The sequence below is a fragment of the Pseudomonas sp. 22085 genome (genome assembly GCF_052045815.1).
In the GTDB taxonomy this organism is placed as follows: Bacteria; Pseudomonadota; Gammaproteobacteria; order Pseudomonadales; family Pseudomonadaceae; genus Aquipseudomonas; species Aquipseudomonas glycinae.
The window spans coordinates 17,751-42,717 of sequence record NZ_JBQEQA010000030.1; the positions used below are offsets into that span (position 1 = coordinate 17,751).

Consider the following 24,967-nt stretch of genomic DNA (forward strand, 5'->3'; position numbering starts at 1 on the left):
TCCCGTTCAGGGCCGCATGAAGCCGTAGTCCTGATCGTCGTCGAGGTTTTCCGCCAGAAAACGCAACTCGTCGGCCAGGTCTTCGGCGTTGCGCACCGTCTTGCTCTGCTGCACCACCGCACTGAGCAAGGCGCGCAGGCTCAGGCCCGGATCGAACCCCACCTCCTGCGCCATCTCCAGACTCTGCCGGGTTTCCTGCCTCGCCCACTCGTACACGCTCATGCCGCTGCTCCTGAAGGAATTTGGCCGAGCATGAAATGCCGCGCGCAGAGTGGATTTGATGTGGATCAAGACTTGGGATCGTCGTCCTTCCACGGCGCCGAAAGGTAGCGGGTGCGGTTGAAGGTCTCCAGCCATTCCGGGCAGAACACCACCAACGCGCTGACCACCATGCCGTTGATGAAGGCTTCGGGAAAAATCAGCAACCACAGGTAACCGATGAAATCTTCCAGCCATTCCGGCATGGCAAATAGGCCGTCGTACCACAGCAACGTCAGGCTCAGCGTCAGGCAGAACAACGCCGACAGCGCCGCGGCGAAAAAGCCTGAACAGAAGATGTACACGAACGGATTGCGTGGCTGGGCGCGCTCGACCAGGATCGCCACGCATTCGGTGATCAGCACCGGCAACAGGATCAGCAAGGCGCCGTTGACCCCGACAGCCACCAGATCCTGACGCCCCAACAGCACCAGTCCCAGTTGCGCCACCAGTCCGCCGACGATCGCCAGCGGCCAGTCCAGCAGCAGCGTCACTGCCGTCATGCCAATGAAGTGGTAAGACACGCCGGTATCGAAATCCCTGCGTACCAGCCACAGCAGAAACAACGCGAACACCGTGCCGAACAGCAAGTGCTGACGGCGGCTGTCGCTGAACAGTTCGACCCATGGTGCGCGGCAGATCGCCCAAATCACCACTGGCAAGTAAACCAGCCACCCCAGTAGCAGGCTTGCGGACGACAGCAACTCGGCGCCGATCATGGGCGCGCCTGCTCCAGCGCCTCGCGCAGTTCCGCCACCTGGGTGTATTCGTGCCGGGCCAGCAAGCGCCCGTCCTTGAGCTGCAACCAGAGCACCGCACCTTCGGCCCCGGGGTAGCGAGAGGCCACGCGACTTTCGCGATCAAGCAGCACTCGATAGCTGTAGTCACGCATCGCCGGAACGGCGAACATCTTCGCGATCAGCGCCGGCATGCGCTGGATATCGGCGACAAACACCGCATGCCGCGCCTCCAGATAGCCCTTGGGCTGATCCGCCATGGCTTGCTTGAACAGTTTCGCGCCGTCCATGTCGCGCGCCACCAACAGCGTCGTAGTGGAGTTATCGAGAGTGAACGGCTGATCGTACTGATCCAACAGCGTCCAGGGTACCAGCCGCTCGCCGATTTCCAGCGCATGGGCCCACAGCGGAACGACAGCGAACAACAACAGCCAGCGAAATTTCACATTCAGCCCCTTTCATTCGACGTTGATACACGGTGCCATCAGTCTACACCGCCCCTCCGGACTGCCTACTGATGCACTTTGCCGCGCGAACGCTTTCTGCTTGTCGCAATTGAACGCTAAGCTTGGGCCTATGGATGACTCAGATTATTTACGCCTGCTGACCATCGCGGCCGAGCAAGCCAACGCCTTTCTGTCCAATGCCCGCAAATGGGAGCGTGAGCGTTGGGTCTGCCAGCGCCTGCTGCAAGGCTTGAACATTCCTTATCGCGCCGACGAATTCGCCCCGGCCGGTGAGCCGCCGGACGTGCTGTTTCGCGACGCCAATTTCGAGGTGTTTTTCGTCCTCGATGAAGGTCGTCGGCTGAACGACGAATGGCGCGATGAGCTGCAACGTCGGCGCAGTGCGTTTTCCCTCAGCCAACTGGTGCGGCGTGAAGCCAAGCCGCGGCGGATTCCGGCCAATGAATTTCTGCTGAGACTGGCGCCGACCTTGCGCAAGAAAGCGCACAACTACAAGGAACGCGGCATGGATCTCGGCGAGCTGGACATCATTGCCTTCGCCAGCCTCAAGCGCGAAGTGCTCGACCTCAATAGCCACTTTCCGCCGCCCACCGAATACCTGCGTCAGGGCTGGCGCTCGTTGTCGCTGGTCGGGCCGACCTTTGCACGGGTGCTGTTCGCCCATCCCGACGCGCCGGACTTCCTGCGCGGCAATCTGGGGCGCAGTATCGTGTTCGATGTAGGGATCAGCCTGTGACGCCACTTCAACAATTGATCGCCGATGTTCCGCAGACCGGAAGCGTGCGCTGGATTGGCGTGCGCCCCGAATCACGGGGGCCGATGCTCGCGCTCGACGCCGTGGAAGCGCGGCTGGAAGCCGGGCTCACCGGCGACCACGCGCGGACCGGTGTGCGCAGTGCGCGGCAGGTGACGCTGATTCAATGGGAACATCTGGCCGTGATCAGCGGCCTGATGGGCCGGTCGGCCGAACAACCGGTCACGCCTGAAGATCTGCGACGCAATCTCGTTATAAGCGGGATCAACCTGTTCAGCCTCAAGGGGCGGCGCTTTCGCATTGGTCAGGCAATTTTCGAAACCACAGGCTGGTGCCAGCCGTGTGCGCGTCTGCAAAACAACCTTGGCCCGGGAACGTTCCAGGCCGTGCGCGGGCATGGCGGAATCACCGCGCGAGTGTTACAAAGCGGGATCATTCGCCTCGGGGACAGTGTGTCTGTCGAACCGGTCCCGGACAGTGGCTATGCTGCGTTCAATCCCGGTTGAAAACCGCTGTAGCGTGTTCTCATTCAGTAACGTCTACCTGACGAGGCCTTTATGACCAGCCGCCTGAACCCCGAAGACCAGAAGCATGTCGAAGAGTACCTGCAGTTGTCCCAACACCGTGTCGAGCGCCGGCCATTCCGGCCGTGGATGCTCCTGGTGCTGGTGCTGGCAGTGACCATTGGTCTGGGCCTGTTGAGCCGTTTAATCAGTTACCTGACGCTATGAGCTGCATCGCGCTCGCTCGGTTAGCTGCACCGATTTCCTTTCAAAACCTTGCGAGCTATCCCTATGTCCCATCGTATTGTCATTGTCGGCGGCGGCGCCGGCGGTCTGGAGTTGGCTACCCGTCTGGGTAAGACCCTGGGCAAACGCGGCACCGCCAGCATCATGCTGGTCGACGCGAACCTCACGCACATCTGGAAACCGCTGCTGCACGAAGTGGCCGCCGGATCGCTGAACTCCTCCGAAGACGAACTCAACTATGTCGCCCAGGCCAAATGGAACCACTTCGAGTTTCAGCTGGGGCGCATGAGCGGGCTCGATCGTGAGCAGAAGAAGATCCAGTTGGCCGCCACCTACGACGAAAACGGCGTTGAGCTGGTGCCGGCGCGAGAAGTGCCCTATGACTCGCTGGTGATCGCGGTCGGCAGCACCACCAACGACTTCGGCACCCAAGGCGCCGCGCAACACTGCCTGTTCCTCGACACCCGCAAGCAGGCCGAGCGTTTCCACCAGCAACTGCTCAATCACTATCTGCGTGCCCACGCCGGGCAGACCGATGCGGTCCAGCAGATCAGCGTGGCCATCGTCGGCGCCGGCGCCACGGGCGTCGAGCTGGCGGCCGAGCTGCACAACGCCGCTCATGAGCTGGCCGCCTACGGTCTGGACCGGATCAAGCCGGAAAACATGCACATCACCCTGATCGAAGCCGGGCCACGGGTGCTGCCAGCACTGCCGGAGCGAATCAGTGGGCCGGTGCACAAGACCCTGGAGAAACTCGGGGTCAACGTGATGACCAACGCGTCGGTCAGCCAGGTCACCGCCGACAGCCTGATCACCGCCGATGGCAACGAGATCAAGGCCAGCCTGAAAGTCTGGGCCGCCGGGATCCGCGCGCCAGCGTTCCTCAAAGACATCGACGGGCTGGAAACCAACCGCATCAATCAGCTGCAAGTGCTGCCGACGCTGCAGACCACCCGCGACGAAAACATCTTCGCCTTCGGTGACTGCGCCGCCTGCCCGCAACCGGGTTCGGATCGCAACGTTCCGCCACGGGCCCAGGCTGCCCACCAACAGGCGTCGCTGCTGGCCAAATCGCTGAAACTGCGGATCGAAGGCAAACCCTTGCCGGAGTACAAGTACACCGACTACGGCTCGCTGATTTCGCTGTCGCGTTTTTCAGCTGTGGGTAACTTGATGGGTAACCTGACCGGCAGCGTGATGCTCGAAGGCTGGCTGGCGCGGATGTTTTACGTGTCGCTGTACCGCATGCACCAGATGGCGCTGTACGGGCCGTTTCGCACGGCGATGCTGATGCTCGGCAGCAAGATCGGACGCGGCACCGAGCCGCGCCTGAAGCTGCACTGATGTAAAACACCGTGGGGGCGGGCCCGCCCTCACGGAGTTTTGTTTTCTACTGTATCTGCCCCCCGCGTTCCCCACCTTCGCTTACAAACGCCCCGCTCCCGGACACAGACGCGATACACCGCCACCGCTTAATGGCCACACCCGAGCACACCTGCTCCGGCTTGATCGCCCTTAACGTGTGGTTGCGCTGTGCAACCGAAGGAGAATGCAATGTCCCGTACTTCGAAAATCGGCAAAAACTCCCTTGGCCTGGTCAGTGCCGTCCTGGCCGGCGGTCTGATGCTGTCCGGCTCGGTGTTTGCCGCGCAACCGCTGGCCCAGGGCTACATGGTCGCTTCGGCCGAGACCTCGGTGAAAACCCCGGAAGGCAAATGCGGTGAAGGCAAATGCGGCGATGCGTCGATGGCCAAGACCGACACCGATGGCGACGGCAAGGTTTCGCGCGCCGAGTTTCTGAAAGTTGCTCCGAAGTCCGACTTCGACAAGATCGACACCAACCACGACGGTTTCATCGACGAGCAAGAGGCGTACAACAACGTCAAAGCCAACTTCGAAGCCAACGGCAAGAAAATGCCCAAAGGTCTGTTCGAACACCTGAAAGACCAGGACGGTGCCTGATTTCTCAGCCTGCCCGATAAAACGAAGCCGCGCTTTCTCTGACGAGAAGCGCGGCTTTTTCACGCCTGCACGATTACAGCTGGAAGCGTCGCACCATGCCTTGCAGGGCGTTGGCCAGTTGCGACAGTTCATGGCTCGACGCGTTGGTTTGATCGGCACCGGCCGCCGAACGCACCGACAGATCGCGTATGTTCACCAGATTGCGATCCACTTCCCGCGCCACTTGCGCCTGCTCTTCGGCGGCGCTGGCGATCACCAGATTGCGCTCGTGGATTTCGTGTACCGAGGCCGTGATCGTCTGCAACGCCTCACCGGCCCGCTCGGCCAGCACCAGCGTGGTGGCCGCTCGCGAGGCACTGGCCTGCATCGACTCCAGCGCCAGGCTCGAGCCATTGCGCATGCCCTGCACCATTTGCTCGATTTCCTGGGTCGATTGCTGCGTGCGATAAGCCAGCGCCCGGACTTCATCGGCGACCACGGCAAACCCGCGCCCGCTCTCCCCGGCCCGTGCTGCTTCGATGGCGGCGTTAAGCGCGAGCAGGTTGGTCTGCTCGGCGATCGCCCGGATCACGTCCAGCACCTTGCCGATGTCTTGCGACTGGTTGGCCAGCGATTGCACCAGCTCACCAGTGTGCTCGACTTCGCTGGCCAAGGCGTTGATGGCGCTGGCGGTTTCGCTGACCCGCTCCTGGCCCAACTGTGCCGACTCACTGGACTGGCGGGTGGCGTCGGACGTCGACACCGCATTGCGGGCGACTTCCTCGACCGCGGTGGTCATCTCGTTGACGGCGGTGGCGGCTTGTTCGATTTCGTTGTTCTGCTGTTGCAGCCCTTGCGTGCTGTCGTGGGTCACCGCGCTCAGTTCGTCGGAAGCAGTCGCCAGTTGCGTGGCCGAGCCGCTGATGCCCTGCAGGGTTTCGCGCAGGTTCTGCTGCATGGTCGCCAACGCCATGAGCAAGCGGCTGACTTCATCGTTGCCGTGGGTCTCGATCGGGCGAGTCAGATCGCCTCTGGCGACGTGCTCGGCAGCGTCGACGGCGGCGCTCAGGGGGCGGACGATACTGCGGGTGAGCAACATGGCCAGGGCCACCGTCGCCAGCGCCGCCAGAGCGATGAATAAGGTCACGATAGTGCGCGAGGTTTCGTAGTGGGCGGCAGAGTTCTGGCTTTCAGCGGCGACCTGACGGGCGAACAGATCCGCCAGGTCGTTGAGTTGTTTGCCGGAGCCGTCGACCACGGTTTTCATGTCGACCAGCAGCAGCTTGGTCAGCTCGTCACGCTTGCCTTGCTCGGCGAGGGTGAACGACTGAGCGATCCCGGTACGGTAGGCTGCGAAGGTTTTCTTGAACTGTTCATACAACTGCTGACCTTCCGGGGTCGTCACCAGCCGGTCGTAAGCGGCGATTTTCTCGCTCAGCTCCTTGTCGCGGGTATCCATCTGGCTGCGGTACGTGGCGATGTTGGCCGGATCTTGATCCAGCGCCATGCGCAGGGAGATGGTGCGGATGCGCAACATGATCTCGCGAATCTCGTCACCGCCGCGAATGCTCGGCAGCCATTGCGTCTCCACTGCCACTTCACTGTCGCGGATGCTCGACATCTGTCCCAGCGCAAACACCCCCAGCAATGCCACCAGCACCGCGATCAGGGCGAAGCCCAAGGCGGCACGGGGAGCAATATTCAACTGACGAAGCAACATGACGAACGCCCTTTTTCTTGTATTGGCCGGATTCAAGGGGCGATCAATGGCAGGCCCCTTTCGTTAGCGGGCTATCGGCAAGTTGTATGACGACTTGAATGAAACATTTCCGGAGGGCAAAAAAAATCCCCGTATCTTTCGATACGAGGATTTTTAATATGGTCGGGGTAAGGGGATTCGAACTCCTGACATCCTGCTCCCAAAGCAGGCGCGCTACCGGACTGCGCTATACCCCGGTAAAAAAAAGGCGACCTTTCAAAGATCGCCTTCTTCGATCAGCGCTTTTGGCCTCTGATCTTAAGATTCGATCCCAGTGTTACCTGGTTTCAAAAATGGTGGGTCGTGTGGGATTCGAACCTACGACCAATTGGTTAAAAGCCAACTGCTCTACCAACTGAGCTAACGACCCAAAAATGGTCGGGGTAAGGGGATTCGAACTCCTGACATCCTGCTCCCAAAGCAGGCGCGCTACCGGACTGCGCTATACCCCGGTTTGAAATTGGCTCCGTGACCAGGACTCGAACCTGGGACCCAATGATTAACAGTCATTTGCTCTACCGACTGAGCTATCACGGAACTACATATTTCAATTTACAACGGTGAAACTTGCAGCTTCTCGACATCGTTTTCGCATCGCTGCGTTCGTGTGTCTGAGGCGCGCTATTCTACAACCTAGAACACCTCTGTCAACCCCCTAAATTGCTTTCAAGTTAATGATTTGCAACTTATTTCAGATTTCTGCTCAGTGAGCTGAAACCGTGTTGGTGACTGACTGCGGGGCGCACTTTACAAGCCTTTTCCTTTGAGTTCAACAGCCTGGCGAAAAAAAAGGCCTCGCAGTGCGAGGCCTTCCTTACTTCACCACCGGCAGGTGTCAGTTGAACGTGATCTCGTCGTTCTCCACCACTCCGGTTGCGGTCTCGCCCGGCATGAAGCGTCCCGACAGGATCAACTGCGCCAACGGGTTCTCGATCCAGCGCTGGATCGCCCGCTTCAGCGGCCGTGCGCCATAGACCGGGTCGTAACCGACGGCAATCAGCTTGTCCATCGCCTCAGGGCTCAGTTCCAGCTTCAGCTCGCGCTCGGCCAGACGGTTGCGCAGACGGCCCAGCTGGATCTCGGTGATGCCCGCGATCTGATCCCGCGCCAATGGCTCGAAAATCACCACTTCGTCAACGCGGTTGATGAACTCCGGACGGAAGTGGGTGGAAATCGCATCCATCACCGCTGCCCGTTGTGCTTCACGATCACCGACCAGTTCCTGGATCTGCATCGAACCGAGGTTGGAGGTCATGACGATCACGGTATTGCGGAAGTCCACCGTGCGGCCATGGCTGTCGGTCAGACGACCATCCTCCAGCACTTGCAGCAGGATGTTGAACACGTCCGGATGCGCCTTCTCGACTTCATCCAGCAGGATCACCGAGTAAGGCTTGCGCCGTACCGCTTCGGTCAGGTAACCACCCTCTTCGTAGCCGACGTAGCCCGGTGGAGCCCCGATCAGTCGCGCCACGGAATGTTTCTCCATGAACTCGGACATGTCGATCCGCACCATCGCCTCTTCAGTATCGAAGAGGAACTCGGCCAGCGCCTTGCACAGCTCGGTTTTACCGACCCCGGTCGGGCCGAGGAACATGAACGAGCCGCTCGGGCGATTCGGGTCGGACAACCCGGCGCGCGAACGTCGCACCGCGTTGGCAACCGCCACCACCGCTTCGTCCTGGCCGATCACGCGTTGATGCAACAGGCTCTCCATCTTCATCAGCTTGTCGCGCTCGCCTTCGAGCATTTTCGACACGGGGATGCCGGTCCACTTCGAGACGACTTCGGCGATCTCTTCTTCGGTCACCTTGCTGCGCAGCAACTGGTTTTCGCTCTTGCCGTGCTGGTCGACCATTTGCAGGCTGCGCTCCAGATCCGGGATCACCCCGTACTGCAACTCGGCCATGCGGTTCAGGTCGCCTTTACGGCGCGCGGCTTCCAGCTCCTGACGGGACTGTTCGATCTTCTGCTGAATCTGCGCAGAGCCCTGGACCTCGGCTTTTTCCGAGTTCCAGATTTCTTCCAGATCCGAGTACTCACGTTCGTGGCGATCGATTTCTTCCTGGAGTTTCTCCAGACGTTTCTTCGCCGCGTCATCGCTCTCTTTCTTCAGCGCCTGGGATTCAACTTTCAGCTGAATCAGGCGCCGCTCCAGACGATCCAGCACTTCCGGCTTGGAGTCGATCTCCATGCGGATGCGGCTGGCCGCTTCGTCGATCAGGTCGATCGCCTTGTCCGGCAGCTGTCGGTCAGTGATGTAGCGATGGCTGAGCTTGGCCGCCGCGATGATCGCGCCGTCGGTAATCGCCACCTTGTGGTGAACCTCGTAACGCTCCTTGAGGCCACGCAGGATCGCGATGGTGTCTTCTTCGCTCGGCTCGTCCACCAGCACTTTCTGGAAGCGTCGCTCGAGGGCCGCGTCCTTCTCTATATATTGGCGGTACTCGTTCAGCGTAGTCGCGCCGACGCAGTGCAACTCACCACGGGCCAGGGCCGGTTTGAGCATATTGCCGGCGTCCATCGAGCCTTCGCCCTTGCCGGCGCCGACCATGGTGTGCAGTTCGTCGATGAACAGAATGATCTGCCCTTCCTGCTTCGACAATTCGTTGAGCAGCGCTTTCAGGCGCTCTTCAAACTCGCCGCGATACTTGGCACCGGCAATCAGCGCCCCCATATCGAGGGACAGCAGACGTTTGCCGCGCAGGCCATCCGGCACTTCACCATTGATGATGCGTTGCGCGAGACCTTCGGCAATCGCGGTTTTACCCACGCCAGGCTCGCCGATCAGCACGGGGTTGTTCTTGGTGCGGCGTTGCAGCACCTGAATAGTGCGACGGATCTCGTCGTCACGGCCGATCACCGGGTCAAGCTTGCCTTCTTCGGCGCGCTTGGTCAGGTCGACGGTGTATTTATCCAGCGCCTGACGCGACTCTTCGTGGTTGGCGTCGTTGACCGCCTCGCCACCGCGCAGGTTGTTGATTGCATTCTCCAGCGCCTTTTTGCTCACGCCCTGGCCGAGCAGCAACTTGCCGAGCTTGCTGTTCTCGTCCATCGCGGCGAGCAGCACCAGCTCGCTGGAAATGAACTGATCGCCCTTCTGCTGGGCCAGACGGTCGGCCTGGTTGAGCAGACGCGCCAGATCCTGCGACATGTTGACGTCGCCGGTCGGGTTCTGGATTTTCGGTAATTGATCGAGCTCTTTGGTCAGCTCTTTACGCAAGCTGTTGACGTCGAAGCCCACCTGCATCAACAGGGGCTTGATCGAACCACCCTGCTGTTCAAGCATGGCCTGCATCAAATGCGCCGGCTCGATGGCAGGATGATCGTGGCCGACAGCCAGGGATTGGGCATCGGACAACGCCAACTGCAATTTGCTGGTTAAACGGTCTATACGCATGGGTCACCTTCCTTTTGAGCAGGCCGGACCTAAAAAACCATCCTGAATAAAGAAACCTGCCAGATACCGCTATAGATGCGGTCGATTCTGGAAGATTCAAGCGTCAGGGAGTTGATGCAGATCAGAGAGTCTAGCGGGTAAGCCAGACTAAGGAGGCGAAGCGACCAGTGCGAGGCGCACGGCGATAGGAAAAGAAGCGCGGATCGGTCACTGTACAGAAACCGCCACCATAAACAGCGTTGACACCGCGGACTGCCAGACGCAGCCGCGCCAGCTTATAGATGTCAGCCATGAACTTGCCGGCGTTGTGGCTCGGGACAAAGGCTGTCTCGGCCTCGGGCAATTGATTGATGAAGACTTCCCGGACTTCCGGACCCACTTCGAAGGCTTGCGGGCCGATGGCCGGGCCGAGCCAGACCAGAACGTCTTCGGCGGGCACATCCAGACTGTCGAGGGTGGCTTCCAGCACGCCGGCCGCCAATCCACGCCAACCCGCATGAGCCGCTGCCACGCGAGTACCGGCCCGGTCGCAGAACAGCGCCGGCAGGCAATCGGCAGTCATTGCTGCACACGCGATACCGGGGGTTGCCGTCCAGCTGGCATCCGCCGTGGCCACCACGGACGGATCCGCATGCGCCACGGCAATCCCGTGCACTTGCTGCAGCCAGGCAGGCTTTATAGAGAAGTGTTCGGTCAGACGCCGACGGTTTTCGGCAACAGCCTCCGGGCGGTCATCGACATGATCGCCCAGGTTGAGGCTGTCGAACGGCGCCTCGCTGACGCCGCCCTCGCGGGTGGTGACACAGGCCTTGACGCTGGCCGGCGCGGGCCAGTCCGGCGTCAGCCAGTTCATCCGACGAATGCCTCGCGATCCTGCTTGAGCAGGGTCAGCAGCCACACCAGATCTTCCGGCAGCGGCGATTCCCAGCTCATGCGCTCACCGGTGGTCGGGTGATCCAGCTCAAGGAACCGCGCATGCAGGGCCTGACGCGGGAAGTGCTTGAGGGATTCGACCATTGTCTGGCTCGCGGCCGGGGGAATGCGAAAACGACCGCCGTATGCCGGGTCGCCGACCAACGGGAAGTTGATGTGCGCCATGTGCACGCGAATCTGGTGGGTACGACCGGTTTCCAGCTTCACCCGAACGTGGGTGTGGGAACGGAAACGCTCCAGCACGCGGTAGTGGCTGACAGCAGGCTTGCCGCCTTCCATCACCGCCATGCGCTGGCGCTGCTGGCCATGACGGCCAATCGGAGCATTGATCTTGCCGCCGGCGGTGACCACGCCGATCACGATGCACTCGTAGATCCGGCTGACGCTGCGGCTTTGCAGCTGGGCGACCAGCTTGGTCTGCGCCTGGATGGTCTTGGCCACCACCATCAGACCGGTGGTGTCCTTGTCCAGACGATGCACGATACCGGCGCGCGGGACATTGATGATGTCCGGCACGTGGTGCAGCAAGGCGTTGAGCAAGGTGCCATCAGCATGACCGGCAGCCGGGTGAACCACCAGGCCCGCAGGCTTGTTGATCACCAGAATGTCGTCGTCTTCATAGACGATGTCGAGTTCGATGTCCTGAGCGACCCATTCACCCTGGGCCTCCTGCTCGGCAGTCAGCTCAAGGATGGCACCGCCATGAACAATGTCGCGCGGGCGGATGACCGCCCCGTCCACAGTCAGGCGACCTTCTTTGATCCAGGCGGAAAGGCGCGAGCGCGAGTGCTCGGCGAAGAGTTGGGCGGCGACTTGATCGAGGCGTTGGCCGCCCAATTCGGACGGCACCTCTGCGCGAAGTTCAATTTTATCGGACATGCTCGGACTGGGCGTCGGCTACAGCCTTTGGTTTCGGCTGCGCGCTTGTGGTTAAATACGGCGTCTTTTGCCCCGGGGCTTTTCAACGGGGCGCTCATCATAACAGGACGGCCCCGCCCAAGACAGCGGCCGTCATAGGGACGCAAGCCGCCATGCAAGTGAAACACCTGCTGCTGATCGCCATCCTCGCATTGACCGCTGCTTGCTCATCGAAGGAAGTCGTAGACGAAAACCTGAGTGAAGCCGAGCTGTACCAGCAGGCTCAACAGGACCTGGACAACAACAGCTACACCAGCGCCACAGCCAAGCTGAAGGCTCTGGAGTCGCGTTATCCGTTCGGTCGCTATGCCGATCAGGCGCAGCTGGAACTGATCTATGCCAACTACAAGAACGCCGAGCCGGAAGCTGCAAAGTCCGCCGCCGAGCGTTTCATTCGTCTGCACCCGCAGCACCCGAACGTGGATTACGCCTACTACCTGAAAGGTCTGACTTCGTTCGACCAGGACGTCGGCCTGCTGGCGCGCTTCCTGCCGCTGGACATGACCAAGCGTGACCCGGGTGCCGCTCGCGACTCCTACAATGAGTTCGCCCAGCTGACCAGCCGCTACCCGAACAGCCGCTACGCGCCGGACGCCAAGCAGCGCATGATCTACCTGCGCAACCTGCTGGCCGCGTACGAAATCCACGTGGCTGACTACTACCTGACCCGTCAGGCCTATGTCGCTGCTGCCAACCGTGGCCGTTATGTAGTGGAAAACTTCCAGGAAACCCCATCGGTCGGTGACGGCCTGGCGGTGATGACCGAAGCCTACCAGCGCCTGCATCTGGACGAACTGGCGGCCACCAGTCTGGAAACCCTGAAGCTCAACTACCCGAACCACCCGAGCCTGCAGGACGGTCAGTTCGTGCCTCGCGTTGCCGAAGCCGACAACCGTTCGTTCCTGAGCAAGGCCACCCTGGGCCTGATCGAATCCCGTCCGCCGCTGCCGCCGGGAGAGACCCGCGCCAACCAGGACGTGCAGAAGCAGTTCCAGGACGCGAAAGACGCGATCCCGAACGAGCTCAAGCCGAAAGACGAAAACGGCGACGTGATCGAAGAGCCGGAACCGGAGTCGAGCGACAGCGACCGTTCCATCTTCAGCTACATGACCTTCGGTCTGTTCGACTGATCACTTCGGTGATGCCAAAAAGGGAGATCTTCGGATCTCCCTTTTTATTGCGGCGTGTGATTGGGCTGTGCGCCTTTCGGGTCCTTGGCTAAACTGCCGAATCATTAGCCGAAAAGCCGCCCATCATGCTTCGTTTACTGTTCTGGATTGCCTTGATCGCCGCCGCTGTCTGGTTGTGGCGCAAATTCAAGGCCCCCGCCTCGTCCAACCGATCGCCTCGCGAACAGGATGCCGCGCCGATGGTGCGCTGCGCCCATTGCGGCGTGCACCTGCCCCGTGACCGCGCGCTGAACCTTCAACAACAGTGGTATTGCAGCCAGGCTCACCTTGAGCAAGGCCCCGGCTCCAGTGATCGCTGAGGCCGACAACGCCGACAGCAAACAGGCCCAGCGACTGCTGCGCCTCTATCATCTGTACCGTTTAAGTGTCGGCATCACCCTGGTGCTGCTGATCTCCAGCAACATGGACAACCGCCTGCTGACCTCGGCCAACGACGAGTGGCTGCGCAATGGCAGCTGGTTGTACCTGGTGCTGAATATCCTGCTGGTGGTGTTCCTCGAGAACATCCACCGCCCTGCCCAGCTGTTCGCTCTGGCACTGGTCGACATCCTGCTGCTGTGCGCCGTGTTCTATGCCGCGGGCGGCGTGGCCAGCGCGATTGGCAACCTGCTGATCGTCTCAGTGGCCATCAGCAACACCTTGCTGCGACGACGCATCGGCTTGCTGATCGCCGCCATCGCCACCCTCGGCATCGTCGGGCTCAGCTTTGTGCTGAGTTTCAGCCACCCCTTGAGCGCCAACGACTATCTGCAGGCCGGCACCCTCGGCGCCTTGTGCTTCGCCGCCTCGCTGCTGGTGCAAGGGTTGATCCGCCGTCTTGAAGTCAGTGAGAACCTGGCCGAACTGCGCGCCAGCGAGGTGGTGGGGCTCGAAGCCCTCAATGCGTTGATCCTGCAACGCATGCGCACCGGCATTCTGGTGCTCGACGAACAGCGCCGGGTGCAATTGGCCAACCACAGCGCCAAGGCCCTGCTGGGACAAACGCACCTTGAGGGTGACTTGATCGATGAGCACTCGAGCGCGCTGGTCGAACGCCTGCAACTGTGGCTGAACAACCCGACCCTGCGCCCGCAAAGCCTGAAAATCGCCGGCAACGGCCTGGAGCTGCAACCAAGCTTCATCGCCCTGGAACAAAGTCCGAACCGTCAAACCCTGGTGTTTCTCGAAGACCTCGCCCAGATCGCCCAACAGGCCCAGCAATTGAAACTTGCTGCGCTGGGCCGACTGACCGCCGGTATCGCCCATGAAATCCGCAATCCGCTGGGGGCCATCAGTCATGCTGCACAGCTGTTGCAGGAGTCCGAGGAACTCGACAGCGCGGATCGGCGTCTGACGCAGATCATTCAAGACCACTCCCAGCGCATGAACCGAGTCATCGAAAACGTCCTGCAACTGTCCCGCCGTCAGCAGAGCGCGCCGCAACGGCTGGATCTCAAGCCGTGGCTGGAGCAGTTCGTCGACGAGAGTCGCGAACAGGCTGGCGAGCGCCAGCATATTCACCTGCACATCGGCCCGGGGGATTTTCGCACCCTGATGGATCCCGGCCAGCTCACGCAGATTCTCGACAATCTGTTACGCAATGGCTGGCGCCACAGCGCCCTTTTGCACGATCCGGCCGAGGTCTGGCTGACGCTGTCCATCGACCCCGAGAGCACGCTGGCCGTGCTCGAAGTGCAGGACAACGGCCCCGGCGTGCCGCTGGATCAGCAGGCTCACCTGTTCGAACCGTTCTTTACCACCAGCAGCCAGGGCACCGGCCTTGGGCTTTATCTGTCCCGTGAGCTGTGCGAAAGCAATCAAGCGCGCCTAGACTTCAAATCACGCCAAGGCGGCGGCTGCTTTCGCATCACCTTTGCTCACGGACGGAAACAAAGTTGAACACGAGCCCACGGCAAAAAATCCTCATCGTCGACGACGAGCCGGATATCCGCGAACTCCTGGAAATCACCCTGGGACGGATGAAACTCGACACCTTCAGCGCACGCAATCTCGCAGAAGCCCAGGCGCTGCTGCACCGCGAGAGTTTCGATCTGTGCCTGACCGACATGCGCCTGCCCGACGGCACCGGCCTGGAGCTGGTGCAGCACATCCAGCAACGTTATCCACAACTGCCGGTGGCGATGATTACCGCCTACGGTAGCCTGGAAACGGCGATCAACGCCCTGAAGGCCGGGGCTTTCGACTTCCTCACCAAACCGGTGGACCTGACGCGTCTGCGCGAGCTGGTCGGCTCGGCGTTGCGCATGCCGCCGGCGGGTAATGTCTGCACCTCGATCGACCGCCGGTTGCTTGGCGAATCGCCGCCGATGCGCAACCTGCGCAAACAGATCGACAAACTGGCTCGCAGCCAGGCACCGGTCTACATCAGTGGCGAGTCCGGCAGCGGCAAGGAGCTGGTGGCCCGACTGATTCATGAACAGGGCCCGCGCGCCAGCCGGCCATTCGTGCCGGTGAACTGCGGGGCGATTCCTTCAGAGCTGATGGAGAGCGAATTCTTCGGCCACCGCAAAGGCAGTTTCAGCGGTGCGGTGGAGGATAAACCGGGACTGTTTCAGGCAGCCCACGGTGGCACGCTGTTTCTTGACGAGGTGGCGGACCTGCCGCTGCCGATGCAGGTCAAGCTGCTGCGGGCGATCCAGGAAAAAGCCGTGCGCAGCGTCGGCGGTCAACAGGAAACCGTGGTTGATGTGCGCATCCTTTGCGCGACGCACAAGGACCTCGACGCGGAAGTGGCTGCCGAGCGCTTTCGTCAGGATCTGTATTACCGGTTGAACGTGATCGAACTGCGTGTGCCGTCCCTGCGCGAACGTCGCGAGGACATCGAAGCACTGGCCGGCCATGTACTCAGGCGCCTCGCCAATGGCACCGGACAACCGGCGGCACGTCTTCATCCCCATGCCCTTGAGGCGCTGAAAAACTACCGCTTTCCGGGTAACGTGCGGGAACTGGAGAACGTGCTCGAACGGGCGCACACCCTGTGTGAAAACCACACGATCGAGGCCGAGGATTTACGCCTGAGTGAGGGCAACGGTGCCGCCGAGGGCGGGGTCGCAGATCTCACCCGGATCGACAACCTCGAAGACTATCTTGAGAGCGTCGAGCGCAAACTGATTCTGCAGGCACTGGAAGAGACCCGCTGGAATCGCACGGCGGCGGCGCAGCGGTTGAGTCTGTCGTTTCGGTCGATGCGCTACAGGCTCAAGAAGCTCGGGCTGGACTGAGGGCCCCTTCGCGGGCAAGCCCGCTACCACAGTTTTGTGCCGCGCTCAACTTTTGAGTAAAGCGCCGTACCCTGTGGGAGCGGCGGTGCGACGATTCGACTTGCCCGCGAAAGCGATTTATCAGGCACCGCTAAAAAACTGACTAGATCCGTCCGGCCGGTGCATACGGCGCCGGATCAATGATCGGCGCGCGCCCCAGCATCACGTCGGCAAACAACTGACAGGACGCCGGCGCCAGCACCAGCCCGTTTCGGTAATGCCCGCAGTTCAGCCACAGACCGTCAAACCCCGGAACCCGGCCAATGTATGGAATGCCTTCCGGTGAACCCGGTCGCAGCCCGGCCCAATGCCCCACCACTTCGGCATCGGCCAGCGCCGGCAACAACTCGACTGCCGAGGCCTTGAGGCTTTCCAGCGCGCTGTCCGTCGGGGTCTTGTCGAAGCCTTCGTGCTCCAGCGTACTGCCGATCAGAATATGCCCGTCACGGCGCGGAATCGCGTAGCGCCCCTTGGCCAGCACCATGCTTGGCAGGAAATCCGCCGCGCACTTGTAGAGAATCATTTGGCCCTTGACCGGTTCCACCGGCAGCGACAGGTCCAGGTTCTTGAGCAGTTCGCCGCTCCACGCCCCTGCGGTTAGAACGACCTGATCACCGGTGATCACACCCGTGGAGGTCTGCACGCCCACCACCCGCTCGCCATCACGGACAAACCCGCTGACTTCACACTGCTCATGAATCGTCACATTCGGCAGCGCCTGCAACGCCGCTTTCAAAGACTTCACCAGCCGCGGATTGCGCACGTTGGCCACATCGGCCATGTAGATCGCCCGGGAAAAACCGCCACCGAGCACCGGCACCGCATCATGCGCCGCCGAGATATCCACAGCCCGCAGCGGACGGTTTTCCCGCGCGGCCCAGGCCAGCGCTTCGGTTTCGTCATCCAGGTCCAGCCAATACAGGCCGGTGGTGTGCACTTCGGGGTCGACCCCGGTATCGGCAAAAAGGCGCTCGCCCAGCTGTGGATAAAAATCCTGCGACCAGTGCGCCAGCGCGGTGACGGCCGGGCTGTAGCGCCACGGGTACAGCGGAGAGACGATACCGCCGCCGGCCCAGGACGATTCCTGGCCGACGTTCGAACGATCCAGCAGCACCACGCTGCCGACCTCGGAGGCGAGGTTGTACGCAGTGAGCAGGCCAATCACCCCGCCACCGACAATCACCACTTGCTGTTGCCTGGTCATGTTTGATCCAACCGTAAAAAAGACAGTGGGCGCAAATGGCGCCCGAAATAAAGCGGCTCAGCGGCCCCAGCAATCCTTGGTGGTCAGCCCGGTGGTCGCGTTGTTCATGCTTCTGACACCGGTGTTGGTGAGGGTGAAATCGCCGCACTTGTCAGTGGCCATGCTGGTGCCGGCCTTGCGGGTCGCGGTCAGCACAAAGGTCTGGTCAGCGATGGTCGGGGTGATGGTGTAGAAATCATTACCCGTGCTGAGACCGGTGACGCCCGTGTAAGCATTGTTTCTGGTGTAGAAGCGCTCGAGAGTCTGCGCCTGCTCCGACAGCAGCGATACCACCTCGGCGCGACGGCCCTTCTTCAGATATTCGGTATAGCTCGGTGCGGCAATGGTGATGATGATCCCGATTATCGCAATCACGATCATGATCTCGATCAGGGTGAAACCTCGGTTGGATCTGCGCATGCCTCGAAATCTCGCTTACTGAATTTGCCGCCACATGATACGACGGCTGCCGCCGCCGGATTTTTCCACCAGGGTGGTGATACCGCCACTGGAATCGTTCACGACCTTGCGTGATGCACCGTTGACGATGGCGTTCAGGGTCGGGATACCGCCGGTGAACACCACGCCGCTGGAAATCGTGTCGTTGCTGTCGACCACGCCATCGGCGTTGGTATCGAGCACCGCGTAGTTGAGCATCTTACCGCTGAACGCATCGAGTTCGATCAGTTTGCCGGTACCGAAACTGGAACACGGGTCGGTGGTATCGACACTGGCCGTGGTGAACACGATTCGTCCCAGCACCAGACTGGCCTGGTTGATCACCCGTTCGCCGGTCAATGCGTTGTTGTACACCAGCGGCAGGTACCAGCCCTTCTCCGCCGGATACGTCGTGTCGTTCTGGCTGGTGGTGACGAACTGTCCGGTACTGCCGGAGAACACCCCGGTAATCGCCTGCGCCTGCAAACTGCTGACCGTGATCTGGCCCGACCCGCCATCGGCGTCCCACACCGAATAGAACGCCTGCAAATCCTTGTTGGTCTTGTCGGCGGCTTCGTTGAATTTGCCGGTGCCGACGAAAATCTGTTTGCCGCCCAGAGCGTTGTCCGCCAGCAACGGTTGCGCGGTGATCGGCTGAGTCGCCCCGCCGGCCGTGGTGAACAACGGCTTGCCGGAAAACGCTACGCCCCAGCTGTCGGAGGACGTGGCGCTCAGGTCGAACTTCCACAACCGTCCCTTCAAGTCACCGCCATACGCCGCCTGCACCACGTTCTGCGAATTGACCCGCAGCTTCACCGAGGACAAACCGTTGGTGGTTTCCGTACTGTCGATGACGATTTTCTTGATCAGCGAGCCGTCACGCACATCCAGCACATACAGCGCCGCCACCCCGGAGTTGCTGCCGTAACCGTTGGCAATGAATGCCGCCCAGCGACCATCGGCCAAGCGTGCCACTTCCGGACGGGCATAGGCGTAACCCAGATCATTAAATGCGTTGGAAGTACTGGCGGTGGCCGGAGCGCTGATCTCCCACAAGGCACGGATGACGTTGCCCGCCGAGGCGTCGAACAACTGGAGCCCGTAGAAAGTCTTGCCGCCGGCGCCCGTGCCGCCGATGGCCAGGGTTTTCCACGCCGTACCGAATTGCGCGTCGAATACACCGAGCTGACCATCCACCAGAAACTTGTGGCTGACGCCGTTGACGTAGTTCGGATCGGCAATCAGGCGCAGCGAGGGCAATACGCTGGACGGCATGTAGGCATAGCGTCGGGTACCATTGGCCGAGTTGATGACACTGACAAAACCGTCGTTGGCGTTCACCACCAGGCTGGCATTCATGTTCGAAGCCTTGGTGGTCAGGTAGGTGCTGTAGCTGGTGTCACCGGCCAGATCGGAGGCGGTTTTTTCCGTGGGCGAAGCCAGCACCAGTGGTGAGTTGATGATGTCCCCGAGCAATACGCTGCGCACTTTGAGCCCGGTCTTGTTGGTGCCTTTGCTCCATTCGACCAGGTCGATGCCGCTGATACCGGTGGGCAAACCCTGGCTGAGAATAGTCTGCTGGGCCGGGGAGAAGTTGCCGTAGGCCAGCGTCACCGCCGCGTTGTTCAGGGTGTTCCACGACTGGTAGGTCGGGGCGGTGGCGCCGGGCACGATGGCCGTGTCGGTGGTCCACAATACCGCCGAGGTGTTGACCGCCCCGGCCGAGGTAAAACCAAAGGACTTGATCGTGCCGCGCCAGTCCCTGGGGTCATAACTGGTCTGGAAGTAACTGGTGCCGCTCGCGAGCGTGGTGCCACTGGCCACACCGCTGCCGCCGGAGCCGGCCTTGGAGGTGATATCGCTCAGTGCCGAGGACAGCGCGGCATTCAGGCCGGCGCTGTCGGTAGCCTGGTAGTAGCGGCCCTGTCCGTAATCGGCGGCGTCCGAAAGCATGTCGTTGGAAGCGGTGAAGCCCACGGTGTAGGTGTTCATGTTCTGCCTGGGGAAATCCACCGCGTTCCAGCTCTTGCCCGCCGCGTCGGTGCCGGAGGAACGCATGTCGATGTCGAAGGCGAACTTGGCGATATCGTCCAGATACAGCGTATCGCCCTCGCCGTCTCCGTTCAGGTTGTCACCGTCATTGTTGATGCCGTCCCAGTTCGGCAAGCGACTGCCGCCCAGCGGGTCGTTGTTCGGGAAGGTGCGGTCGTAGGTCGGCAAGCCGTCGGTGATGACCACCCCGTAGTTTTTCTGGCAGCGGTACTGGATCGGGCTGGTGTAGGTGCTCGGCGTGCTGTTGTAGTACGGCGCCATCCCGCGCATGTAGCGGGTGATTTCGTAATAGGTCTCGGCCAGTGGCGTGTTGGCCACTGCGCTCAGGCCGTTGATCGAGGAAATCAGTGCGTTGTAGTTGGTGTCGGCCTGGGCCTGGGTCACGCTGCCGCTGACCGGTGACAGGTCGCTGATGGAGCGCGCAATGAAACCGCCGTTGCCGGGGTTGTTGCTGGTGGCCGGGTTGAAGGTGGCCAGGCCCATGCGCAGGTTGCGATTGCTGGTAACCAGTGCGGTGGAAACGTTGCGCGCCACGTTGATCCGGTAATCGTTGGGAATGGCTCCGGTGGTGAAATCGCGCGTTCCGTTGCTGATGGCAAGTCCCACCACATAGGAAATGTAATCCGCCGAATAGCGAGTGTTGCCGCTGCCCACCGGATCCGGCAGCTTCAGGCAGAGCGGCGTCAGGCTGTTGTTGTAGAACGCATAGGCACCGCCGGAGCAGCCGGAGGTCGGCAGGCTCGAAAGAAAGATCGTATCGCCGGTAATGGCGGTCGAGCTCAGGCACAGGCCGATGACCGCGTTGCACTGGCGGGCCGGCGTGCGATCCACGGCCGGATCAAAACCCGTCGCGTAGATGATGCTGTTCATGCTGCCCGAGTCGTCGATCATCAACATGACGTTCGGTGGCACGGCGGCCGCGCTCAACAGCGGCGAATCGGACGGCGTGAAAGCATACGCCGGTGCCGCCAGATAGAGCCCGGTCAGCATGCCGAGCAGCAGCGACAGCCATTTGAAGCGTCGCTCAATACTTCGCATAGACACTCTCCACCACACTGCGCGAAGTGCCGGCGATGCCCACGGCCGTGACCCGGTACAACGTCGCCGAAGTATTGCTCGGCACGTTCACCGCCGTCAGGGTCGTGCCGATGTTCTGCACCCCGTAGAACCCGCTGCCGGCGGCGATCCAGGTCACGCCCGACGTGGAGTTGAACCCTGCCGCGCTGACCACCGAGGACTCCGCCGGCGGCGCGCATTGGGTAGGGCTGGCGCACACCGCCAGCGCGTAGCCATCCAGTTGCACCGCGCTTTCGCCGATGCGCAACGCTGCCTCGGCAGTCTGGAACGATTGATTGCGCAAACTCACGCTGCCGGCCATTTTTTCCTGCAGGTTGGCGCTTTGCATCGATGACAGGCCGATCACCGTCAGAAGCAGCAGAAATACCAGGCTGACCAGCAACACCATGCCGCCCTGGGACCGTCGCCTATGAAGAGAAACGTTCATCGCCCCCCCTCACTGCAAGCGGTTGCGCAAGGCGGCAACCACATTGAAGGTTTGATCGCGGACCCGGTTGTTCGGGTCAGTGAGGGTCAGGCTCAGGCGCACGCTACGGATCCGCGCCGGATCACCGGGGTTGGCGCTGTAGGTGGACGCCGCGACATCGGTCGCGGAACTCGCCAGACCGAACGTCACGGTGAATGCACTGACATTGTTCACCAGCACCTGCTGGGCGGGGTTGCCGCTGCCGGTGCCCATCAGAATCTGGTTGTTGCTGAAGCTGTAGACCAGCCGACGGATCGGAAACGCAATCTGTCCTGTCGCCGCCACCCGCGCACCGGTATAAGCCGTGGCGCTGTTGCGGCAATCGGAGACCACGGTCCAGGTCGGCGTCCCGCCCGCGCTGCCGACATCGGCGGTGACCAGGGTCAGTTTGAGATTGGCGTTGTCCCAACTGATCGGCGTGATCTGGGCCGCATTGAAATCTCCCGCCGAGCTGGAATCGGTAATCGTGCCCAGGCAGCCGAACATACCCACCATGCGCAGCTCCTGGATCATCTTGCTCAACACGAACCGCGCATCTTCCTGCATGGCGGCGGCGCTGTTCTGGCTGACATAGGTGTTTTTCGCCGCCAGGAAGATTTGCACCACGCCGAGTACCACGATCAGACCCAGCGCCAGGGCGACCAGCATTTCGATCAGGCCGAAGCCCAGGTTTTGGCGCTTCATGGCGTGGCCACCGGATCGACCGCGGCGCGACTGGTCAGCACAAAGCTGCGGGGCGCACTACTCGTATTGGTGGCGCGCGCGTCACTCCAGGTGATGGTGATGGTGTACACGCGTTGATTGAGGGTGATGCTGCCGGTGGCGGTCGGGCCGCCGAAATTGACGATATTGGTGGTGAAGTCGTAGAGATCCTGATCCCGGGCGACACTCAGGTTGCCCGTGGTCGGCGGTGTGACGGTGTAGTCGGCGCCCGAGTTGGCGCGGATCCGGTCCATCATGTCGTAGGCGATGAAACTCGCCTGGCTGGTCATGCGCGAGCTGTCGGTGTACTTCAGCGCATTGAGCTGAACCGCCGCCGCGCCCAGCAACCCGACCGTCAGAATCAACAACGCGACCAGCACTTCGATCAGCGTCATGCCCTCCTGTGCGTGCTTGCTCCCTGCCCTCATCCGCAACTTCCACCCAATTGAATTCGTCCGTTCAGACACACGTTCAGCGTCCTGCTTTGCGTTCCCAGCACGTAACTGATGACCACCGCCGTGGACGGTGCCGCCAGCCCGCCCAGATTGTTGAAATCCAGCGCGGTCACTCCAGAGGGTAGCGTCAGAGTCGCGCCGCTGCTCATGGCTGGAACAACCCGCAATACATTGGCCGGAGTGCCAGTACTGTCGTAGACCGACAGTTCGCCGGTCCAGACACTGCCGCCGGCGCTCGGCCGCAAGCGGGTTGTGACGCCCCGGTTGATCGCCTCGAGCCTGGCGTAATTGAGGGCCCGTTGCAGGTCGCCGACCTCGGTGTCGGCCTTGCTGCCCTGCACCGAACGGGTGAATGCCGGCACCGCCATCGTGATCAGGATCACAAACACCGCGACCGCCACCAACAGCTCGATCAGCGTGAAACCTTTTGTACGATGATCCATCGATGCCCTCCGTTGCCGTCGGCTATACCTGTACAAACCTAGAACATTCGACCGGCATGCGCCGGTTGATTTACCGCGTGCGGCGCACGGATTGCGCCGCCGTGCACAATCCAGGGAGGAGGCGCACATGCCGCAACAGGGTTTCAGTCTGGTCGAACTGCTTATGGGACTGGCGATCGGCGCAATTGTTCTGTCGCTGGTCAGTCCGGCGCTGGCGGACCTCACCGAATCAAACCGGCGGCAGCAGGCCGCGCAGTCTTTGCTCGACGGGATTCGTAATGCCCGGAGCATGGCCATCACGCGCAATCAGAGCGTGGTGATTCATGGCATCAACGGTGACTGGGGCCAGGGCTGGCGGATCATTCTGGATCTCAGCGGAAAGGGGCCGGCTGATGCCGGTAATCCATTGCTGATCGAGCAGGCGAGTGACGGACGGATACCGATTGTCGGCAACTGGCTGGTGAGCCGGTACATACGGTTCAGCAGCCTGGGCCAGCCACTGGTGCCGGACCGCAAGTTTCAGGCGGGGACGTTACATCTGTGCTCGACTCGCGAGCCGGTCAGCCAGCTCCAGGTGGTGCTGGCGGCGACCGGTCGCGTACGCCTGGCCAGCCAAAAGGCTGAACAGGCGCTGTGCCGAAAGGATAAAGCGATCAGATCGAGCGTACGCGCAGCTCTTTAGGCATCGAGAACGTGATGTTCTCCTCACGCCCGGCCAGTTCGTCGGCGCCGGTGGCGCCCCAGGCCTGCAACTGCTGGATCACGCCACGTACCAGGACTTCCGGGGCAGAGGCACCGGCGGTGATGCCGATACGCTCGACACCGTCGAACCAGCTCTTCTGCAGGTCTTCGGCGCCATCGATCAGGTAGGCCGGCGTGGCCATGCGCTCGGCCAGCTCACGCAGGCGGTTGGAGTTGGAACTGTTCGGACTGCCCACCACCAACACCACGTCGCATTCGTCGGCCAGTTGCTTGACCGCGTCCTGACGGTTCTGGGTGGCGTAGCAGATATCGTCCTTGCGCGGCCCGCCAATGGCCGGGAAACGCGTACGCAGCGCATCGATGACACGGCTGGTGTCATCCATGGACAGCGTGGTCTGGGTGACGAAGGCCAGTTTTTCGGGGTTGCGCACCTGCAACTCGGCGACATCCTTCTCGTCTTCGACGAGGTAGATCGCACCGCCATTGCTGGCGTCGTACTGGCCCATGGTGCCTTCGACTTCCGGGTGACCGGCGTGGCCGATCAGGATGCATTCACGGCCGTCGCGGCTGTATTTCGCGACTTCGATGTGTACCTTGGTCACCAATGGGCAGGTAGCGTCGAACACTTTCAGGCCACGGCCGGCGGCTTCGGTGCGCACGGCTTGCGAGACGCCGTGGGCACTGAAGATCACGATAACGTCGTCCGGTACCTGATCGAGTTCCTCGACGAAAATCGCGCCACGACTGCGCAGGTCTTCGACCACAAACTTGTTGTGCACCACTTCGTGACGCACATAGATCGGCGGCCCGAAGACCTCCAGGGCGCGGTTGACGATTTCGATCGCCCGGTCCACGCCGGCGCAGAAGCCACGGGGGTTGGCGAGTTTGATTTGCATGCGGTGCCTCGTGTCTTGCGCGCAAGAAAATGGATCATTGCAATCCCTGTGGGAGCGGGCTTGCTCGCGAAAGCGGTGTGTCAGACAACTTTTATGTTGAATGTCAGTCAGCATTCGCGAGCGAGCC

The 24,967-nt window shown here is 61.4% G+C and carries 25 protein-coding genes and 4 tRNA genes; 10 read left to right on the forward strand and 19 right to left on the reverse strand.

What is annotated here, in order from left to right:
- Positions 1 to 6: 6 nt before the first annotated feature.
- From ACTJK7_RS27115 to ACTJK7_RS27125, 3 genes are all read right to left on the reverse strand, one after another.
- Positions 7 to 222, reverse strand: coding sequence for a hypothetical protein (locus ACTJK7_RS27115; RefSeq protein ID WP_064382081.1), 216 nt, complete (start codon positions 220 to 222; stop codon positions 7 to 9).
- Between the two features lie 65 nt (positions 223 to 287).
- On the reverse strand, positions 288 to 977 hold the full coding sequence (locus ACTJK7_RS27120; RefSeq protein WP_011335984.1) for an energy-coupling factor ABC transporter permease: 690 nt from the start codon (positions 975 to 977) through the stop codon (positions 288 to 290).
- Positions 974 to 1,441 (reverse strand): FAD/FMN-containing dehydrogenase, encoded by a 468-nt coding sequence (locus ACTJK7_RS27125; protein ID WP_108563272.1) that lies wholly within the window; start codon positions 1,439 to 1,441, stop codon positions 974 to 976. Before ACTJK7_RS27125 ends, ACTJK7_RS27120 begins: the two co-directional genes overlap by 4 nt.
- 130 nt (positions 1,442 to 1,571) lie before the next feature.
- Here ACTJK7_RS27125 and ACTJK7_RS27130 point away from each other — a divergent pair, with 130 nt between their 5' ends.
- From ACTJK7_RS27130 to ACTJK7_RS27150, 5 genes are all read left to right on the forward strand, one after another.
- Entirely contained in the window at positions 1,572 to 2,198 is a 627-nt protein-coding gene (locus tag ACTJK7_RS27130; RefSeq protein ID WP_007959580.1) for a DUF1780 domain-containing protein, read from the forward strand.
- Entirely contained in the window at positions 2,195 to 2,722 is a 528-nt protein-coding gene (locus ACTJK7_RS27135; protein WP_440780349.1) for an MOSC domain-containing protein, read from the forward strand. The genes ACTJK7_RS27130 and ACTJK7_RS27135 overlap by 4 nt, the downstream gene beginning before the upstream one ends.
- A 51-nt stretch (positions 2,723 to 2,773) precedes the next feature.
- Positions 2,774 to 2,947 (forward strand): DUF3094 family protein, encoded by a 174-nt coding sequence (locus ACTJK7_RS27140; RefSeq protein WP_003228304.1) that lies wholly within the window; start codon positions 2,774 to 2,776, stop codon positions 2,945 to 2,947.
- Between the two features lie 63 nt (positions 2,948 to 3,010).
- Positions 3,011 to 4,309, forward strand: coding sequence for an NAD(P)/FAD-dependent oxidoreductase (locus ACTJK7_RS27145; protein ID WP_440780348.1), 1,299 nt, complete (start codon positions 3,011 to 3,013; stop codon positions 4,307 to 4,309).
- 210 nt (positions 4,310 to 4,519) lie between these two features.
- Positions 4,520 to 4,927 (forward strand): HvfA family oxazolone/thioamide-modified RiPP metallophore, encoded by a 408-nt coding sequence (locus ACTJK7_RS27150; protein ID WP_108563274.1) that lies wholly within the window; start codon positions 4,520 to 4,522, stop codon positions 4,925 to 4,927.
- A gap of 73 nt (positions 4,928 to 5,000) precedes the next feature.
- Here the strand turns inward: ACTJK7_RS27150 and ACTJK7_RS27155 are convergent, their stop codons facing one another.
- The 8 genes from ACTJK7_RS27155 to rluD form a co-directional block, all read right to left on the reverse strand.
- Positions 5,001 to 6,626: a methyl-accepting chemotaxis protein gene (locus ACTJK7_RS27155; protein ID WP_440780347.1), complete on the reverse strand. Its 1,626-nt coding sequence runs from the start codon at positions 6,624 to 6,626 to the stop codon at positions 5,001 to 5,003.
- 159 nt (positions 6,627 to 6,785) lie between these two features.
- Positions 6,786 to 6,862 (reverse strand) — tRNA-Pro (locus ACTJK7_RS27160).
- A gap of 97 nt (positions 6,863 to 6,959) precedes the next feature.
- Positions 6,960 to 7,035 (reverse strand) — tRNA-Lys (locus tag ACTJK7_RS27165).
- Between the two features lie 5 nt (positions 7,036 to 7,040).
- A tRNA-Pro gene (locus ACTJK7_RS27170) sits at positions 7,041 to 7,117 on the reverse strand.
- Positions 7,118 to 7,126: 9 nt separating this feature from the next.
- A tRNA-Asn gene (locus ACTJK7_RS27175) sits at positions 7,127 to 7,202 on the reverse strand.
- Positions 7,203 to 7,500: 298 nt separating this feature from the next.
- A complete protein-coding gene (gene clpB / locus ACTJK7_RS27180) occupies positions 7,501 to 10,065 on the reverse strand; it encodes an ATP-dependent chaperone ClpB (protein ID WP_011335989.1) in 2,565 nt (854 codons plus the stop codon).
- A 130-nt stretch (positions 10,066 to 10,195) separates the two neighbouring features.
- The gene (gene pgeF, locus ACTJK7_RS27185) at positions 10,196 to 10,918 is read right to left on the reverse strand and encodes a peptidoglycan editing factor PgeF (protein WP_108563276.1); all 723 of its coding nucleotides are present in this window, start codon (positions 10,916 to 10,918) and stop codon (positions 10,196 to 10,198) included.
- Positions 10,915 to 11,877 carry a 23S rRNA pseudouridine(1911/1915/1917) synthase RluD gene (gene rluD, locus ACTJK7_RS27190; protein ID WP_011335991.1) on the reverse strand — a complete coding sequence of 321 codons (963 nt, stop codon included), beginning with the start codon at positions 11,875 to 11,877 and terminating at the stop codon, positions 10,915 to 10,917. Before rluD ends, pgeF begins: the two co-directional genes overlap by 4 nt.
- A 152-nt stretch (positions 11,878 to 12,029) precedes the next feature.
- Here rluD and ACTJK7_RS27195 point away from each other — a divergent pair, with 152 nt between their 5' ends.
- From ACTJK7_RS27195 to ACTJK7_RS27210, 4 genes are all read left to right on the forward strand, one after another.
- Positions 12,030 to 13,046 carry an outer membrane protein assembly factor BamD gene (locus tag ACTJK7_RS27195; RefSeq protein WP_007959566.1) on the forward strand — a complete coding sequence of 339 codons (1,017 nt, stop codon included), beginning with the start codon at positions 12,030 to 12,032 and terminating at the stop codon, positions 13,044 to 13,046.
- Positions 13,047 to 13,171: 125 nt separating this feature from the next.
- A complete protein-coding gene (locus tag ACTJK7_RS27200; RefSeq protein ID WP_011335992.1) occupies positions 13,172 to 13,405 on the forward strand; it encodes a PP0621 family protein in 234 nt (77 codons plus the stop codon).
- Complete coding sequence (locus ACTJK7_RS27205; protein WP_108563277.1) at positions 13,395 to 14,984, forward strand: sensor histidine kinase; 1,590 nt, start codon at positions 13,395 to 13,397, stop codon at positions 14,982 to 14,984. Before ACTJK7_RS27200 ends, ACTJK7_RS27205 begins: the two co-directional genes overlap by 11 nt.
- Positions 14,981 to 16,327, forward strand: a complete 1,347-nt coding sequence (locus ACTJK7_RS27210; RefSeq protein WP_108563278.1) for a sigma-54-dependent transcriptional regulator — start codon at positions 14,981 to 14,983, stop codon at positions 16,325 to 16,327. Before ACTJK7_RS27205 ends, ACTJK7_RS27210 begins: the two co-directional genes overlap by 4 nt.
- Before the next feature lie 142 nt (positions 16,328 to 16,469).
- On the opposite strand, the gene thiO is transcribed toward ACTJK7_RS27210, so the two are convergent.
- The 7 genes from thiO to ACTJK7_RS27245 are packed head-to-tail and all read right to left on the reverse strand — an operon-like array spanning position 16,470 to position 23,242.
- Positions 16,470 to 17,570 (reverse strand): glycine oxidase ThiO, encoded by a 1,101-nt coding sequence (thiO, locus tag ACTJK7_RS27215; protein WP_108563279.1) that lies wholly within the window; start codon positions 17,568 to 17,570, stop codon positions 16,470 to 16,472.
- Positions 17,571 to 17,627: 57 nt separating this feature from the next.
- Positions 17,628 to 18,029 (reverse strand): type IV pilin protein, encoded by a 402-nt coding sequence (locus ACTJK7_RS27220; protein WP_064382097.1) that lies wholly within the window; start codon positions 18,027 to 18,029, stop codon positions 17,628 to 17,630.
- Between the two features lie 15 nt (positions 18,030 to 18,044).
- Entirely contained in the window at positions 18,045 to 21,137 is a 3,093-nt protein-coding gene (locus tag ACTJK7_RS27225) for a pilus assembly protein (RefSeq protein WP_323150557.1), read from the reverse strand.
- A complete protein-coding gene (locus tag ACTJK7_RS27230; protein WP_064382099.1) occupies positions 21,124 to 21,603 on the reverse strand; it encodes a pilus assembly PilX family protein in 480 nt (159 codons plus the stop codon). Before ACTJK7_RS27230 ends, ACTJK7_RS27225 begins: the two co-directional genes overlap by 14 nt.
- A 9-nt stretch (positions 21,604 to 21,612) precedes the next feature.
- Positions 21,613 to 22,326, reverse strand: coding sequence for a PilW family protein (locus tag ACTJK7_RS27235; protein WP_064382100.1), 714 nt, complete (start codon positions 22,324 to 22,326; stop codon positions 21,613 to 21,615).
- A complete protein-coding gene (gene pilV, locus ACTJK7_RS27240; RefSeq protein WP_064382101.1) occupies positions 22,323 to 22,772 on the reverse strand; it encodes a type IV pilus modification protein PilV in 450 nt (149 codons plus the stop codon). The genes ACTJK7_RS27235 and pilV overlap by 4 nt, the downstream gene beginning before the upstream one ends.
- Positions 22,769 to 23,242 (reverse strand): GspH/FimT family pseudopilin, encoded by a 474-nt coding sequence (locus tag ACTJK7_RS27245; protein WP_108563281.1) that lies wholly within the window; start codon positions 23,240 to 23,242, stop codon positions 22,769 to 22,771. Before ACTJK7_RS27245 ends, pilV begins: the two co-directional genes overlap by 4 nt.
- Before the next feature lie 127 nt (positions 23,243 to 23,369).
- Between ACTJK7_RS27245 and ACTJK7_RS27250 the strand changes: the two genes are divergently transcribed.
- On the forward strand, positions 23,370 to 23,924 hold the full coding sequence (locus ACTJK7_RS27250) for a GspH/FimT family pseudopilin (protein WP_108563282.1): 555 nt from the start codon (positions 23,370 to 23,372) through the stop codon (positions 23,922 to 23,924).
- Here the strand turns inward: ACTJK7_RS27250 and ispH are convergent.
- Complete coding sequence (ispH, locus tag ACTJK7_RS27255; protein WP_039771704.1) at positions 23,896 to 24,840, reverse strand: 4-hydroxy-3-methylbut-2-enyl diphosphate reductase; 945 nt, start codon at positions 24,838 to 24,840, stop codon at positions 23,896 to 23,898. The two genes, ACTJK7_RS27250 and ispH, sit on opposite strands and share 29 nt — an antisense overlap.
- Positions 24,841 to 24,967 lie beyond the last annotated feature (127 nt).